This window comes from Cupriavidus sp. FW305-3-2-15-C-LB2 (genome assembly GCF_058787575.1).
Map to the genome: position 1 here is coordinate 72327 of NZ_JBYSZW010000032.1, position 14408 is coordinate 86734.

Consider the following 14408-nt stretch of genomic DNA (forward strand, 5'->3'; position numbering starts at 1 on the left):
TGCCTGTACGCGGGCGGGAGCGCCGCTACTCCCGCATCCTCTCCGCCATGAATGCCCGCAGCATCTCCATTGCGGGCGTCTCGGTCCGTCCCTGCAAGGTGATCAGCGCGAACTGCGCGCTGGTGTGCAAGGGCGGCGTCAATGCCAGCTCCACCAGTTCCCCGCTTGCCATGGGCTCGCGCGCGGCGGCGATGATGCCGAGGAACACCGCATCGGTGATGCGGGCGGCTTCCACCAGGCTGGAGATCTCCTCGCAGCGCAGCGTGACCATCTGGTCGGGATGCGCGCGTGGCCCGAAGTGGGCGATCAGGATGCGCGCCACCTCGTCCGACAGGGGGCTGGAAGCGATCGGATAGGCCAGCAGATCGTCGAAGCTCACGCGGCGCAGCTTGCACAACGGATGGCCGCTGCGGCACATGAAGCCGGCGCGCAGGTCCGGCAGCCGCTCCACGCGCAGGTCGGGGCCCGGCACTAGCGAGCGCAGATCGATGACCACGCCGTCAAGCGCGCGGGCGCGTAGCTGCTGAAGCTGCAGATTGGTCGCGCCGCGCGAAATGGTCAGCCTGACCCTGGGATGGTGCCTGGCCATATGCACCAGCAGCGGCGTCATCAGCATGGCGCCCGGCCCGGATCCCAGGCCGATGCGCAGCGTGCCCGCCTGGCCGGCCTGCAACGCCAGCGCGCTCTGCCTGAGCTCGCCAGCCTCGAAGACGATGCGCCGTGCCCTTTCCAGCGCCAGCTGCCCGAACGGCGTCAGTTCGTTGCGCTTGCCGATGCGGTCTACCAGTGGCATGCCCAGCTCCGCTTCCAGGGCCTGGATGCTGCGGCTGAGTGCCGGCTGCGTCAGATGCAGCCGCGCGGCGGCCTGGCTGAACGAGCCGGTCTCCGCCAGCGCGATCATGTGCTTGAGCTGAATCAGGTTCATCGCCGTCCTCGCATGCAATCTTGTAATGATAATGAGAAAAATGATGCATTGGACATCAGGTTGCCGCCTTCCTAACATGGCTGCCAGCCGTGCGTCCCGCCGGGGCAACAAGACAGACGCGGCATCCATGATCAGGAGACGACGATGACCCTCACACAATGCCTGCGCCGCCCGCTGACGAGGCTGACTGGCGGCCTGCTTGCCGCCGTGCTGGCCAGCCCGATCTGCGCCGGCGCGGCCGGCGCGACCGCAGCCGCGGGGGCGACCGGGGCGTCCTATCCCGCCAAGCCGATCGCACTGATGGTGCCCTATCCCGCCGGCGGCGCCTCCGACGCCATCGCCCGCGTGCTGAGCCAGCCCGTCGGCAAGCAGCTCGGCCAGACCGTGCTGGTGGAGAACCTGGGCGGCGTCAGCGGCGCCATCGCCGCGCAGAAGGTGCTGTCGGCGCCGGGCGACGGCTACTACCTGTTCCAGGGCTCTCCCAACGAAGTGATCCTGTCTCCGCTGGCCAATGCCGCGGTCAAGCTGCAGGCGGAGGACTTCCAGCTGGTGCAGCCGATTTCCACCGCGGTGCTGGCACTGATCGCACGCAAGGACCTGGAAGCCAACTCCGCGGACGAACTGATCGCCCTGGCGCGCAGCCGCAAGGACAAGCCGCTGTCTTACGGCAGCGTGGGAGTGGGCTCGCTGTACCACATCCTGGTCGAGCACATGCAGCAACTCACCGGCACCAGGATGACCCACGTCCCTTACAAGGGCGCGGCGCCGCTGGTACAGGACCTCGGCGGCGGCCAGCTCGACTTCGCCATCGTGCCGTTCAACGCCGCGCTCGGCGCGATGGCCCAGCAGGGACGGCTGAAACTGCTCGCCACCGCGGGCGCCACCCGGGCGCCGCTGTTGCCCAATGTGCCCACCATCGGCGAAGGCAAGCTGCTGAAGAACTTCGCCTTCACGATCTGGACCGGCTTCATGGTGAAGAAGGGAACCCCGCCCGAGGTGGTGCAGCGCCTGAACCTGGCGCTCGGCAATGTCCTCAAGGATCCCGCCGTGCGCGCCGGGCTGGAAGCCCAGATGCAGACCGTGGCCACGCCGATGACGCTGCAGGAGGCGGCCCGCTTCTACGAAGGCGAGACGGCGCGCTACCGCGGCCTGGCCAAGGCCATCGGGCTGCAGCCGCAATGACGCAACGCCAATGCCATCGCATATAGAGAGGAGAGAAATCCCATGCACGCCATCCTGGAATCGCTGCGCTCCCGCGCGGACAAGTTCGTTGCGCTGCGCCGCGACATTCACCAGCATCCGGAACTTGGCTTCCAGGAGCACCGCACCAGCGACGCCGTGGCCGAGCGCCTCGCCCAATGGGGCTACGACGTGGAGCGCGGGCTGGGCGGCACCGGCGTGGTGGGCAGGCTGCGGCGCGGCAGCGGCACGCGCCGGCTCGGCCTGCGCGCCGACATGGACGCCCTGCCGATCGGCGAGGCGACCGGCCTGCCCTACTCCAGCAGCCATGCCGGCGTCATGCATGCCTGCGGGCATGATGGGCACACCGCCATGCTGCTTTGCGCCGCGGAATACCTGGCGCAGGAAGCGCAGTTCTCCGGCACGCTAAACCTGATTTTCCAGCCGGCCGAGGAAGGCATGGGCGGCGCCGTGCGCATGATCCAGGACGGGCTGTTCGAGAAGTATCCCTGCGATGCCGTCTTCGCCATGCACAATATGCCTGGCATCACGCAGGGACGGCTGGTGCTGCGCGACGGTCCCACCATGGCTTCGTCGGACTACGCCACCGTCACGGTCAGAGGCGTGGGCGGCCACGGCGCGCTGCCGCACCGGGCAGCCGATCCGCTGGTGGCCGCCGCCGGCATCGTGCTGGCCCTGCAGACCGTGGTCTCGCGCAACGTCGACCCGCTGCAGATGGCGGTGGTGACGGTCGGCGCCATGCATGCCGGCAAGGCCAACAACGTGATCCCGCAGGAAGCCACGCTGGAAATCAGCGTGCGGGCGCTCGACCGCGACGTGCGTGCCACCCTGGAGCGGCGCATCAAGGCGCTGGTGCAGGCCCAGGCGGAAAGCTACGGCGTGCGCGCCGAGATCGATTACCGGCAAGGCTATGCGGTGCTCGTCAACACTCCGGAAGAGACGGAATTCGCGCGCCAGGCGGCGCTCGCCTTGCTTGGGCCGGACAAGGTCGTGCCGCAAGGCCCGGCGCTGCCCGGCAGCGAGGACTTCGCCTTCATGCTGGAGCGCTGCCCCGGCAGCTATCTGCTGATCGGCAACGGCGATGGAGACAGCGCAGGCGCCTGCATGGTGCACAACCCCGGCTACGACTTCAACGACGACAACGTCACCATCGGCGCGGCCTATTGGGCGCTGCTGACGCAGCGCTTCCTGATCGACTGAGGTTGCAGATCGCTGTTTCGGCTATTAGGGACTGGCCCGTCGATCGACCTGCATAGGCAGGTCGATCGACGGGTCAATGCGGAGGTCTCTGGCTTAGCACCACCAACGCCGCGGTGCCGCGGCTGCGCACGCAGGCGTCGTTGCAGTGGTCTTGCGCCGCGTCGGCGGAGGCCACGCTGACAGCGGGCATCTCGTCCTGGCTGCCATGCGCGGTGGCAAGGTCGCCGCCCACGGCAATCGCCCAGGCCGCGCCCATCGCGGCGCCGGCCCCGGCCAGGCCCGCCGCCCAACGAAATCCGAGCCGCTTCATGCTGTCTCCTCCGCCCCCTTACTGGGTTTCCATGCTTTTGAAAGCATCGTAGTCAGCGCCGGCCCGAAACGCTTCGTCCGAGCAGACTAAGGGGTATCCCGCAGCAGCGCCGGATCGAAAGTGGCGTCGGGTCGACAGGAAGGGATGGTGGACAGGGCCGGATGCGGCGGCACGTCGGGCCCTTGATACAGCCGGGCCAGCGCTGCGGCACAGCCGGACAGGCCAGACGGCGCGAGATGCATGGCGTGCGCGCTCAGCAGGCCCCACAGGTGCGCCACCAGCAGGCCGGCCATGCCTGGGGCCGGCAGCAGGCCGGCGAAGGTTGCGCGCAGGGTCTCGACGCCCGCCAGCACGCGGGCGCGCAGCGGGCAAAGCTCGCAGTCGTCGCCGCACTTGTGTTGCAGCAGGGCGGCCAGCAGGCTGACATGGCGCGCCAGGTCATCGCCATCGAGCAAGGCGGCCAGCGCCTGCTCCAGCGTGCCTGGCCCGTTGGCGGCGCGGCCTTGCGCCAGCGGCGCGAGGCGGGCGGCGAAGTCGGCTTCGGCGCACGACAGCAGCGCGCCGAGCAACTCGGCGCGGGAACGGAAATGCCCGTAGACGGCCCCGCGCGTCATGCCGATGGCGCGGGCCACATCGTCCACGGTGACGCAATGCAAGCCGCGGTGCCGGATCAGTTGCAGCGCGCTGGCCAGGATGCGCGTCCGCGTGACGGCGGCATCTTCGCGGGTGTGGCGGGCCATGGGCGCGGCGGGCCTACAGGAAATGCACGTCGTCCGGCCCCCAGTGGGCGCGCATGCTGCGGATGCGGCCATCTGCGCCGAACGTCATGATGTCGGTCACGTCGATGCGGGCCGGCCGCCCTTCCAGGCGGGCATGCACGGCAAAGGTCAGCGCGGCGGCGTCACCGTGCGAGCCGCGCGGCGGCGCCACCACCTCCAGGCGCGCGCCCAGTGCGGTGGTGTGCTGGTAGAAGGCCAGGATGGCCGGCTTGCCGGCGATCGGCTGCGCGCCGACCGGGTCTTCGACGGTGGCATCGTCGGCGTAGAGCGCGGCAACGCCCTGCGCGTCACCGGCATTGAAACGATCGACATAGGCGAGCAGCGTGGCTTTCATCGCGGCGCTATCGGGCATGGGGATTCTCCTTGTCTGGTGGTTCTAGCGTGCGGTGTAGCCGCCGTCGATCACCAGCTCGGTGCCGGTGACGTAGCGCCCGGCGTCGGACACGAGGTACAGGATGCCCGCGGCGATGTCGCGGGGCTGGCCCACCTTGCCCGCGGGGGTCTGTCCACCCAGGTAGTCAAACAGCGCCTCGCCCTGCCCCGAGGCCTGGGCCACGTGTTCGAGCATCGGCGTGCGGATATAGCCGGGATGGATCGAGTTGGCGCGAATCCCCTTGCCGGCATAGAGCATGGCATCGGTCTTGGCCATCATCCGCACCGCGGCCTTGGATGCGTGATAAGGCGGCACGTCCGGCCCGCCGGCGATGCCGTACATCGACGACACGTTGACAATGGCGCCGCCGCCGGCGCGCTCCATGTGACCGATGGCGTGCTTGGTGCACAGGAAGGTGCCGGTCACGTTTACGGCCATGACCTGCTGCCATTGCTCCAGCGCGAGCTCATGGGTCGGCGCATTGGGCCCTTCGATGCCGGCGTTGTTCACCAGGATGCCGAGGCCGCCGAAGCGCGCCGCGATCTCCGCGAACACGCGCTTCACGTCGCTTTCGCTGGTGACGTCGAGCTTCCAGAACTCGGCCTCGCCGCCTTCGGCGCATATCGCTTCCGCGGTGGCCTTGCCGTCGGCTTCCAGCACGTCTAGTACCGCGACCTTCGCGCCGGCCGCCGCCAGCACGCGGGCGGTTTCCGCGCCGATGCCGCGCGCGGCACCGGTGATGGCGGCAACCTTGCCGCGCAGGTCGAACAGGCTATACGGGTATTCCATGATGTCTCCTGGGTCTTCTTGTGTGGACGTGCGAGCCAATTATGCCGCCCCGCCCTGGGCGGTATCCGCCAGGAAGCCGATACATTCACGGTTGAAATATGCGGCGTGCTCGACCATCACCCAGTGGCCGCAGCGGTTGATCATGACGAAGCGCGCGTCGGCGCAGCCGGCCAGGAATCTGGTGGCGCCCGAGGCGGGATTGAACTGGTCTTCCGTGCCCCAGAAGCCAAGCACCGGGCAGCGGATCTCGCCCAGCCGCTCGGTCAGGTTGGGCACCTTCATGGTGGCCAGCACCTCGCGCGGCTGCTCGCGGCATACCGCCATGCGCTCATCGACCAGCGCGTCGGTGACCAGGCTGGCGTCGTGCACCAGCAGTTGCAGCAGCTGCCGCATGGTATCCGGGTTCATGTGGCCGCCGGTAAACAGCGACACCATGCGCTGGATGCCCTCCATCTGGAAATAGGTTTCCCGTTCTTCCACGCCGCCGGGCGCCATCATCACCAGGCGGCTGACATGCTCCGGGAAATCCAGCGCGTACTTCAGCGCGATGGCGCCGCCAAGCGAATTGCCCACCAGCACGCAGCGCGGCAGCTCCAGTGCCAGCAACTGCTCACGCAGCGCGGCGACAAAGAAGTCCAGGGTGTACTCGACATCGTCCGGCTTGGACGACAGGCCATACCCGGGCAGGTCGACCACCACGGTGCGAAGGCCCGCCTCGGCGAAGGCCGGCGCGTTGTGGCGGAAGTTGCTGTGCCCGCTCGCGCCCGGCCCGCTGCCGTGGATAAAGACCACCGGCTCGCCGCTGCCGGAGTCCAGGCAGTGCAGGCGCAGGCCCGTTGACGTGATGACGAAGCGCCCGACCGGCAGGTTCGGGTGTGGGGACAAAGGCGTGTGCTGTGACGTAGCGGACATGAGGGCGTCTCCCGTGGTTTGCCCAGCATATTGCGCAGCGCTGCCCGCGCGGGCATCGTTCATTCGGACTACGATCCGGACGGCCACTTCTCCTACGATGGGCGCTCCATGCATCAAGGGGGACCCATGACAGGATTCGACTACACCGGCCAGACCGTGCTGGTCACGGGCGGCATGCGCGGCATCGGCCGCGCCATCAGCGAGGCCTTCCTGCGCGCCGGCGCGCAGGTCTTCGTATGCGGCCGCACCGCGCCCGCCGACGACAGCGAACTGCCGGCCGCGGATGGCCGCAGCGCCCGCTTCATCCCGGCGGACATCCGCGACATCGAACAGGTCGATGCCATGCTGGCGCAGATCGCGCACGCCAGCCCGACGCTCGACGTGGTCATCCACAACGCCGGCGGCTCGCCGTTCGCGCTGGTTGCGCAGGCCTCGCCACGGCTGCTGGAATCGGTGATCCGGCTCAATCTGGTGGCGCCGCTGCAGCTCGCGCAGCGCACCAATGCACGCATGCAGCAACAGGCTGGCGGCGGCACCCAGCTGTTCGTCGGCAGCGTCAGCGCGCTGCGCCCTTCGCCCGGCACGGCGGCCTATGGCGCCGCCAAGGCCGGCATCCTCAATGCGGTGCGCACGCTCGCGGTGGAATGGGCGCCCAAGGTGCGCGTTGCCGCGGTCAGCCCGGGCGTGGTGCTGACCGAGACCTCGCAGCAGCAGCACTACGGTGACCCCGAGGCGTTGCGCACCATGGCCGCGACGGTGCCGCTGGGCCGGCTCGCGCATCCGGACGATATCGCCGGCGCGTGCCTGTTCCTGGCATCGCCGCAGGCGTCGTACGTATCTGGCGCCAATCTCGTGATCGATGGCGGCGGCGAGCGCCCGGCCTTTCTCGACGCCGCTTCGGTCAATCGCGGCTGAGCGGCCCGCCTGTAGGGAAACCGCCTAGTCCGTTCTGCCGATTTGTGCATGGCTGCCCCTCTCTACGCTTGCGACCAGGCGAGCGCCATTCGAAGTGCCAGGCAACGAACCAACACCGACACCACGGGGGAGACCACCATGCACCATCCACAACTCGGCCCACTGAAACGCCGCAACCGGCTGCGGCCAATCGCTGCCGCGGCGGCACTGGCCGCGCTGCTTGCAACGCCAGCGAGGGCGGGCGACACCATCGACCTTGGCCACGACACCACGCTCGACTACAGCGTCACCGCCTCCTACGGCGCGGCGGTGCGCACCGGCCACCAGAGCAACACACTGCTGAGCCCCGCCAATATCAACGGCGACGATGGCAACCGCAACTTCAAGCGCGGCGACCTGATCGCCAACCGCGTCTCGCTGCTGGGCGAAGCGCATCTCAAGCACGACGTCTTCGGCGCGCTGGTGCGCGGCAGCGTGTTCCAGGACTGGGCCTACAGCGGCACCAACTCGAACAATGCGCCGTTCACGGTCAACCACAGCGGTCCGTTCAACCAGTTCACCAACTCGGCGCAGGACTATCACGAGCATCGCGCGCAACTGCTCGATGCCTATGTCTATGGCGCGGCGCCGATCGGCAGCACGCAGCTGAGCTTCAAGCTGGGCAACCAGGTGGTCGCCTGGGGCGAGAGCCTGTTCTTCGCCAATATCGCCGGCGCGCAAGGGCCTGCCGATGCCACCAAGGCCTTCGTGCCGGGCGCCGAGGTCAAGGACATCCTGCTGCCGGTGCCGCAGGCGTCGCTGCAGCTGCAGGTCACGCCGGCATTCAGCGTGATGGGCTATTACCAGTTCACCTACAAGCCGAACCAGATCTTCGCACCGGGCAGCTATTTCAGCTCCACCGACGTGGTCGGCCCGGGCGCGGAGTTCATCATCGGGCCCGGTTTCAACATCCCGCGCGGCCCGGATATCCGCCCCTCGGACTGGGGGCAATGGGGCGTGGGCGCGCGCTTCCGCGTATTTGACAGCACCGAGATCGGGCTGTACCAGCTGCGCTATCACGACAAGAACCCGAGCGTGGTCACCTCGCTCTTTCCCACGCTGCAATACCAGCAGAAGTTCTACGGCGGCATCAACCTGACCGGCGCCAGCTTCTCCACGCAGATGCTGGGCGCCAACGTCGCCGGTGAAGTCAGCTACAAGGACGGCGTGCCGATGCTGGTGGACGTGGCCGGCTCGCCCACCGCGACGCGCGGCAAGGCGCTGCAGGGCCAGCTCTCCGCGATCTACTCGGTGGGCCCGACCTTCCTGGCCGACTCGCAGACGCTGCTGGGCGAAGTGGCCTACCTGCACGTGCTCGACGTGGACCCGGTGATGGGCTTCAGCAAGCTGTCGAACACCCGCAACTCGGCGGCGTTCCAGGTGGGCTGGTCGCTGAACTACAACAATGTGTTCGATGGCTGGGACATGAGTGTGCCACTCACCTACGCTCAGCAGTTCAGCGGCCAGTCGGCGGTGGCCGGCGCCTTCGGCACGCTGTTGGGCTATGGCGACAAGCGCGCCAGCGTGGGGCTGACCTTCAAGTACCTGAACAACCTGGAGCTTAACCTGACCTACGCCGCGTTCATCGGCGGGGCCAACATCGCCAACCGTCCGCTGGCTGACCGCGACTACGTGGCCTTCAACGCCAAGTACTCGTTCTGACCTTTTGTCCTGACCCGAACTGCCGCGGCGCGCTGCCGCCGCGGCAGTGCGGCCCGACCCTCCCCTGCCATGAACGCCGACCTGATCACCACGCTCAGCAATGAACTCCACCATGCGCTGGTCACGCGCTCGCCGGTGCCGCCGCTCAGCGGCCGCGGACTGGGGCTCGACGTCCACGCTGCCTATCGCATCCAGCAAGGCTTTATCGCCCACCGGCTGGCGGCCGGCGACCGCGTCACCGGCAAGAAGATCGGCGTGACCAGCGCGGCCGTGCAGCAGATGCTGGATGTGCACCAGCCGGACTTCGGCATCCTGCTGCAGAGCATGCAGTACGCCGCCGGGCAGCCCATCCCCACCGAAACCCTGATCCAGCCGCGCGCCGAGGGCGAGATTGCCTTCTTCCTGCGGCGCGACCTGCGCGGCCCGGGCGTGACGCGCGCCGATGTGCTCGACGCCACCGAAACGGTGGCGGCCTGCTTCGAGATCGTTGACTCGCGCATCCGGGACTGGCGCATCCGCATCGAGGATACCGTCGCCGACAACGCCTCTTGCGGCGTCTATGTGCTCGGCGAGGAAAGCGTCAGCCCGCACGCGCTGGACCTGGGCGCATGCGCGATGACGCTCGAGAAGAACGGCAAGTGCGTCGCCACCGGGCTTGGCAGCGCCGCGCTGGGGCATCCCGCCGACGCGGTGGCGTGGCTGGCCAACACCCTGGGCAGCTTCGGCATTCCGCTGCTGGCCGGCGAGACCATCCTGTCGGGTTCGCTGGCGGCGCTGATTCCGGTGCAGGCGGGCGACCGGCTGTCCATGCATATCACCGGCATCGGCGGCTGCAGCGCCGTGTTCCGCTGACTTACACGACTTTCCTGACTTCCTGACTTTGCCAAGCGAGACCCCATGAACAAGATCCGATGTGCCCTGATCGGGCCCGGCAATATCGGCACCGACCTGCTTTACAAGCTGCGCCGCAGCGACATCCTGGAACCGGTCTGGATGGTCGGCGTGGAGCCGTCCTCCGAAGGCCTGGCGCGCGCGCGCGAGCTGGGACTGAAGACCACCAGCGACGGCATCGACGGCTTGCTGCCGCACCTGGAGGCCGACGATATCCGCATCGCCTTCGATGCCACCTCGGCCTACGTCCACGCCGAGCACTCGGCCAGGCTGACCGCGCGCGGCGTGCGCGTGATCGACCTGACGCCGGCGGCGATCGGGCCGTTCTGCGTGCCGCCGGTCAACCTGGACGCGCATATCGGCAGCAACGAGATGAACGTCAACATGGTCACGTGCGGCGGCCAGGCCACCATCCCCATGGTGTATGCGGTCTCGCGCGTGCAGCCGGTGGCCTATGGCGAGATCGTGGCAACGGTGTCGTCGCGCTCGGTCGGGCCCGGCACGCGCCGCAATATCGACGAGTTCACGCGCACCACGGCGGGCGCGATCGAAGCCGTGGGCGGCGCGCGCCAGGGCAAGGCCATCATCGTGATCAACCCGGCCGAGCCGCCGCTGATCATGCGCGACACCATCCACTGCCTGACCGACGATGCGCCCGACGTTGCCGCGATTACCGCCTCGGTGCACGACATGATTGCCGAAGTGCGCAAGTACGTGCCCGGCTACACGCTGAAGAACGGCCCGGTGTTCGACGGCAAGCGCGTGTCGATCTTCCTGGAGGTCGAGGGCCTGGGCGACTACCTGCCCAAGTATGCCGGCAACCTGGACATCATGACCGCCTCGGCCGCCCGCACCGCCGAGTGCATTGCCGCCGCCATGCGCGCCGGCAGCGCGCAAGAAGCCGCCAACGCCTGAGGAGCCAGCCATGGTCCAACACATCACCCTGCACGACATGACCCTGCGCGACGGCATGCACCCGAAGCGCCACCAGATCTCGCTGGAACAGATGAAAGACATTGCCCGCGGGCTGGACGCCGCCGGCGTGCCGCTGATCGAGGTCACCCACGGCGATGGCCTGGGCGGCGCCTCGGTCAACTACGGCTTCCCCGCGCACAGCGACGAGGAATACCTGCGCGCGGTGCTGGGCGAACTGAAGCAGGCGCGCGTCTCCGCGCTGCTGCTGCCCGGCATCGGCACCGTCGACCACCTGCGCATGGCGCATGAGATTGGCGTGCATACCATCCGCGTCGCCACCCACTGCACCGAGGCCGATGTCTCGGAGCAGCATATCGGTATGGCGCGCAAGCTGGGCATGGATACCGTGGGCTTCCTGATGATGGCGCACATGGCACCGGTGCAGACGCTGGTGCAGCAGGCGCTGCTGATGGAAAGCTATGGTGCCAACTGCCTGTATATCACCGACTCGGCCGGGCACATGCTGCCGCACGACGTCACCGAGAAGCTGGGCGCCGTGCGGCAGGCGCTGCGCCCCGAGACCGAGCTGGGCTTCCACGGCCACCACAACCTTGCCATGGGCGTGGCCAATTCGCTCGCCGCGATCGCCTGCGGCGCCAGCCGCATCGACGCCGCCGCGGCGGGACTGGGCGCCGGTGCCGGCAATACGCCGATGGAAGTGCTGGTGGCCGTGTGCGAGCGCATGGGCATCGAGACCGGCGTCGACGTCTACCGCATCGCCGACGTGGCCGAAGACCTGGTGGTGCCGATCATGGACCACCCCATCCGCATCGACCGCGACGCGCTCACGCTGGGCTATGCCGGCGTGTACTCGTCCTTCCTGCTGTTCGCCAAGCGCGCCGAGGCCAAGTACCGCATCCCCGCGCGCGAGATCCTGGTCGAGCTCGGCCGGCAGCGGCTGGTGGGCGGGCAGGAGGACATGATCGAGGATACGGCGATCACGCTGGCGCGCGAACGGGGCCTGCTGGTGCCGTGACGCTGTCGCCCCGGTTTCGATCAAGCCTGGCGGCGCCGCTGCGCGGCCGGGCATGGCTTTCATCAGGCACCAGAGAATGGAGACAGGTTCCCATGCTTCGACTTCCCACCCGCCTGCGGCTCGCTAGCCTCGGTATCGCGGCCGCGGCACTCGCCGCCGCGGCCAGCCCCGCGCACGCGCTCAATATCCTGCTGACCAATGACGACGGCTGCGCCGCACCTGGCATCACCGCGGTCCGCAAGGCCCTGCAGGACGCCGGCCACCGCGTCATCACGGTCGGGCCGGCCACCAACCAGAGCGGCTCGGGCGCTGCCTATGCCGTGCCCGACGGGCGCACCCGGCTGGTAGTGGATCCGCTCGCCGGCAGCGCCGACACCTACTGCGTGCACCGGGTCAAGGCCACCTTCGTCGCAGGCGGCGCGCTCAATGCCACCAACCCGGAATTCCTGGGCAGCGGCTCGCCGGTGGACGCCACCGCCATGGGCCTGAAGATCGTCGGGCCGGAAAGCAGCTTCACGCCGGACCTGGTCGTCTCCGGGGCCAATTTCGGCGAGAACCTGTCGGACTCCATCCCGCACTCGGGCACGGTGATGAACGTGCTGTTCGCCGCGCGCCGCGGCGTGCCCGGCATCGCGCTGAGCGTTGGCGTGGACTTTGCCGAGGCACGCACCGGCTTCGGCAGCACCGTGGCCGCGTTCCCCAGGGCCGGGGCCTTCCTGGCCCGCGTGATTGCCAGCCTGGAAGCCACGCGCGCAGCCGGCCAGCCATTGCTGCCGGTGGCCCACCCGCTGAGCATCAACTACCCGATCGCTGCCGGCGGGACTCCTGCCGGCGTGCGCCTGACCACGCCTGGCACGGTGGATTCCTTTACCACCGCCTACAAGCGCAATGCCGACAACACGGTATCGATCGACGTGGGCGCGCCGGAGACCGAAGCGGCAGCGCTGGCGCGGATCGCGGAGACGCCGGCCTTCCTGGCCAAGTTCATCACGATCTCGGCGCTTGACGTCGACTTCCGCCCGACGCCGCTGGCGCGCGGCCTGTTCAACCGCTCGCGCCGCGAGCTGGCCACCCTGGCACCTTAGGCGGAGCAACCATGGGCAAGGACCTTAGATCCTGGCGCCACCTCGTGCTCGCATGCGGGGTCGCGGCGGTCGCAGCATGCGGGGATGACCATGCGCCGGAAGTGAGCGGCACGGCTGCCGTCGGCGCCGCGCTGGCAGGCGCCACCGTGCAGTTGCGCGATGCGCAAGGACAAGTGCACAACACAACCACCGATGCAAAGGGCGCATTCCGCCTGGCCGCAGTGCCGGGCGGCGCGCTGATGGTGCGCTGCGAGGGCGGGCTCGCGCAGGGCGAGCCGAACCGCCTGCGGCTGCATGGCCTGGTGCTGGGCGCGCGCACCGTGAACTGCTCGCCGCTGACCGAGCTGGCCTTGTGGAAGCTGCTGAGCGGGCCGCCGGATCAGGCGTTCGACAGTTTCGGGCAGGGGCGCGCCAGGGACCTGTCCGCCGACGCCATGGCCGAAGCGGAGGCCGCGGTGCTGGCTGCGCTGGCGGCAGGTGCCGGCGTCGATATCGACCCCGCTGCCTTACCCCGGCGCTGGCATGACACGCCGCTGGAGGCAGGCAATGCCAGCGATCCCCATGACGCCGCGCTGGATGCGCTGCGCGACGCGATTGCCGACCAGGCTTCCATGGACTTCATGGGCGAGATGGTGGTGCGCGGCGTGTGCGTGGCCGACGGAACCTGCGGGTGAGGCGGTTGCCGCTGCGGCGCGAACAGGTGGCCTGAAGCGGCCGGTGTGTTAGCCGCAAACGCCGCCCCCTGGCAAGGGGGGCGGCGTTTCTGTTTTCTTATATCACCCCTGAATCTTTCTTAAAACCCGGCGAAAATGTGGCGCGCCCGGTGTAGCCCAGGTGGTGAAGCAAGCGCACGAAGGCTGAGGCATTCGGTTCATTGAAGACATGGCTATCAAACTAGCCCGCGAAGCGCCGTAATCGCTAGAATGCGCGTTAATGCGCAGTGCGCGTTGGCCTGATCCCGGAGCCGGTATGGAACCCCTCTCTTTTGAATTCGTCACCGTTGAGGAAGCAAAGAAGGTACTGGACGGCGCGCCGCCAGTGCAAACCGAGCCTGACTGGAGCGGCGTGCGGCGCCCGCCGTCGCCGAAAGATACGTTGCTGTCAGACGTCGCCATGCGGTGGCTGGCATCGCTGCCGGCCGAGGCGCGCCCCGTTGAGCTGTGCCGCCGCTATGCGCGCATCGGCAACCACCTGGCTGCGCTTTCTGCCAACCCGGCGGCTCTGCGTGCTTTCCTGGTTGAGCTGCTGATAGACAAGCGGGGTGGGCGGCAGGGGTTTCCGGATGGCATTGCGCTGGAACTGTCGCGGTTGCATGAATACATGGTGCAACAATTGCCCGGGTCCGGCGGCGGGCAGGGGTGGCCTGAGTTGGGGGAT

The 14408-nt window shown here is 68.4% G+C and carries 16 protein-coding genes; 10 read left to right on the forward strand and 6 right to left on the reverse strand.

Annotated elements, in window-relative coordinates; all coding sequences use genetic code 11:
- Positions 1-25 precede the first annotated feature (25 nt).
- Positions 26-925 (reverse strand): LysR family transcriptional regulator, encoded by a 900-nt coding sequence (locus AC3WRR_RS22050; protein ID WP_439669731.1) that lies wholly within the window; start codon positions 923-925, stop codon positions 26-28.
- Between the two features lie 144 nt (positions 926-1069).
- Here AC3WRR_RS22050 and AC3WRR_RS22055 point away from each other — a divergent pair, with 144 nt between their 5' ends.
- On the forward strand, positions 1070-2107 hold the full coding sequence (locus AC3WRR_RS22055; RefSeq protein ID WP_010811637.1) for a tripartite tricarboxylate transporter substrate binding protein: 1038 nt from the start codon (positions 1070-1072) through the stop codon (positions 2105-2107).
- Between the two features lie 42 nt (positions 2108-2149).
- Positions 2150-3325: a M20 aminoacylase family protein gene (locus tag AC3WRR_RS22060; protein WP_492298157.1), complete on the forward strand. Its 1176-nt coding sequence runs from the start codon at positions 2150-2152 to the stop codon at positions 3323-3325.
- Positions 3326-3398: 73 nt separating this feature from the next.
- Here AC3WRR_RS22060 and AC3WRR_RS22065 read toward each other — a convergent pair whose 3' ends face one another.
- The 5 genes from AC3WRR_RS22065 to AC3WRR_RS22085 form a co-directional block, all read right to left on the reverse strand.
- Complete coding sequence (locus tag AC3WRR_RS22065; protein WP_010811635.1) at positions 3399-3635, reverse strand: hypothetical protein; 237 nt, start codon at positions 3633-3635, stop codon at positions 3399-3401.
- Between the two features lie 86 nt (positions 3636-3721).
- Entirely contained in the window at positions 3722-4375 is a 654-nt protein-coding gene (locus tag AC3WRR_RS22070; RefSeq protein WP_011616697.1) for a TetR family transcriptional regulator, read from the reverse strand.
- Positions 4376-4388: 13 nt separating this feature from the next.
- Positions 4389-4766: a nuclear transport factor 2 family protein gene (locus tag AC3WRR_RS22075; protein WP_010811633.1), complete on the reverse strand. Its 378-nt coding sequence runs from the start codon at positions 4764-4766 to the stop codon at positions 4389-4391.
- A 24-nt stretch (positions 4767-4790) separates the two neighbouring features.
- On the reverse strand, positions 4791-5576 hold the full coding sequence (locus AC3WRR_RS22080; protein ID WP_492298159.1) for an SDR family NAD(P)-dependent oxidoreductase: 786 nt from the start codon (positions 5574-5576) through the stop codon (positions 4791-4793).
- A gap of 39 nt (positions 5577-5615) precedes the next feature.
- On the reverse strand, positions 5616-6488 hold the full coding sequence (locus tag AC3WRR_RS22085) for an alpha/beta fold hydrolase (RefSeq protein WP_011616696.1): 873 nt from the start codon (positions 6486-6488) through the stop codon (positions 5616-5618).
- 126 nt (positions 6489-6614) lie between these two features.
- On the opposite strand from AC3WRR_RS22085, the gene AC3WRR_RS22090 reads away from it, so the two are divergent.
- From AC3WRR_RS22090 to AC3WRR_RS22125, 8 genes are all read left to right on the forward strand, one after another.
- Complete coding sequence (locus AC3WRR_RS22090) at positions 6615-7403, forward strand: SDR family oxidoreductase (protein ID WP_010811630.1); 789 nt, start codon at positions 6615-6617, stop codon at positions 7401-7403.
- A gap of 138 nt (positions 7404-7541) precedes the next feature.
- Complete coding sequence (locus AC3WRR_RS22095; protein ID WP_011616694.1) at positions 7542-9104, forward strand: DUF1302 domain-containing protein; 1563 nt, start codon at positions 7542-7544, stop codon at positions 9102-9104.
- 69 nt (positions 9105-9173) lie between these two features.
- Positions 9174-9956 (forward strand): 2-oxopent-4-enoate hydratase, encoded by a 783-nt coding sequence (dmpE, locus tag AC3WRR_RS22100; RefSeq protein WP_011616693.1) that lies wholly within the window; start codon positions 9174-9176, stop codon positions 9954-9956.
- Between the two features lie 45 nt (positions 9957-10001).
- Entirely contained in the window at positions 10002-10910 is a 909-nt protein-coding gene (locus tag AC3WRR_RS22105) for an acetaldehyde dehydrogenase (acetylating) (protein WP_010811627.1), read from the forward strand.
- Positions 10911-10920: 10 nt separating this feature from the next.
- A complete protein-coding gene (gene dmpG / locus AC3WRR_RS22110; protein WP_010811626.1) occupies positions 10921-11946 on the forward strand; it encodes a 4-hydroxy-2-oxovalerate aldolase in 1026 nt (341 codons plus the stop codon).
- A 92-nt stretch (positions 11947-12038) separates the two neighbouring features.
- Complete coding sequence (gene surE, locus AC3WRR_RS22115) at positions 12039-13031, forward strand: 5'/3'-nucleotidase SurE (RefSeq protein WP_492298162.1); 993 nt, start codon at positions 12039-12041, stop codon at positions 13029-13031.
- An 11-nt stretch (positions 13032-13042) separates the two neighbouring features.
- Positions 13043-13705, forward strand: coding sequence for a carboxypeptidase-like regulatory domain-containing protein (locus AC3WRR_RS22120; RefSeq protein ID WP_010811624.1), 663 nt, complete (start codon positions 13043-13045; stop codon positions 13703-13705).
- A gap of 295 nt (positions 13706-14000) precedes the next feature.
- The coding region (locus AC3WRR_RS22125) for a hypothetical protein (RefSeq protein WP_010811623.1) at positions 14001-14408 on the forward strand (408 nt) is incomplete at its 3' end.

Coding starts and splice junctions, on each gene's coding strand:
- AC3WRR_RS22050 (WP_439669731.1), bottom strand. CDS start 925: ATGAACCTGATTCAGCTCAAGCACATGATCGCGCTGGCGGAGACCGGC.
- AC3WRR_RS22055 (WP_010811637.1), top strand. CDS start 1,070: ATGACCCTCACACAATGCCTGCGCCGCCCGCTGACGAGGCTGACTGGC.
- AC3WRR_RS22060 (WP_492298157.1), top strand. CDS start 2,150: ATGCACGCCATCCTGGAATCGCTGCGCTCCCGCGCGGACAAGTTCGTT.
- AC3WRR_RS22065 (WP_010811635.1), bottom strand. CDS start 3,635: ATGAAGCGGCTCGGATTTCGTTGGGCGGCGGGCCTGGCCGGGGCCGGC.
- AC3WRR_RS22070 (WP_011616697.1), bottom strand. CDS start 4,375: ATGGCCCGCCACACCCGCGAAGATGCCGCCGTCACGCGGACGCGCATC.
- AC3WRR_RS22075 (WP_010811633.1), bottom strand. CDS start 4,766: ATGCCCGATAGCGCCGCGATGAAAGCCACGCTGCTCGCCTATGTCGAT.
- AC3WRR_RS22080 (WP_492298159.1), bottom strand. CDS start 5,576: ATGGAATACCCGTATAGCCTGTTCGACCTGCGCGGCAAGGTTGCCGCC.
- AC3WRR_RS22085 (WP_011616696.1), bottom strand. CDS start 6,488: ATGTCCGCTACGTCACAGCACACGCCTTTGTCCCCACACCCGAACCTG.
- AC3WRR_RS22090 (WP_010811630.1), top strand. CDS start 6,615: ATGACAGGATTCGACTACACCGGCCAGACCGTGCTGGTCACGGGCGGC.
- AC3WRR_RS22095 (WP_011616694.1), top strand. CDS start 7,542: ATGCACCATCCACAACTCGGCCCACTGAAACGCCGCAACCGGCTGCGG.
- dmpE (WP_011616693.1), top strand. CDS start 9,174: ATGAACGCCGACCTGATCACCACGCTCAGCAATGAACTCCACCATGCG.
- AC3WRR_RS22105 (WP_010811627.1), top strand. CDS start 10,002: ATGAACAAGATCCGATGTGCCCTGATCGGGCCCGGCAATATCGGCACC.
- dmpG (WP_010811626.1), top strand. CDS start 10,921: ATGGTCCAACACATCACCCTGCACGACATGACCCTGCGCGACGGCATG.
- surE (WP_492298162.1), top strand. CDS start 12,039: ATGCTTCGACTTCCCACCCGCCTGCGGCTCGCTAGCCTCGGTATCGCG.
- AC3WRR_RS22120 (WP_010811624.1), top strand. CDS start 13,043: ATGGGCAAGGACCTTAGATCCTGGCGCCACCTCGTGCTCGCATGCGGG.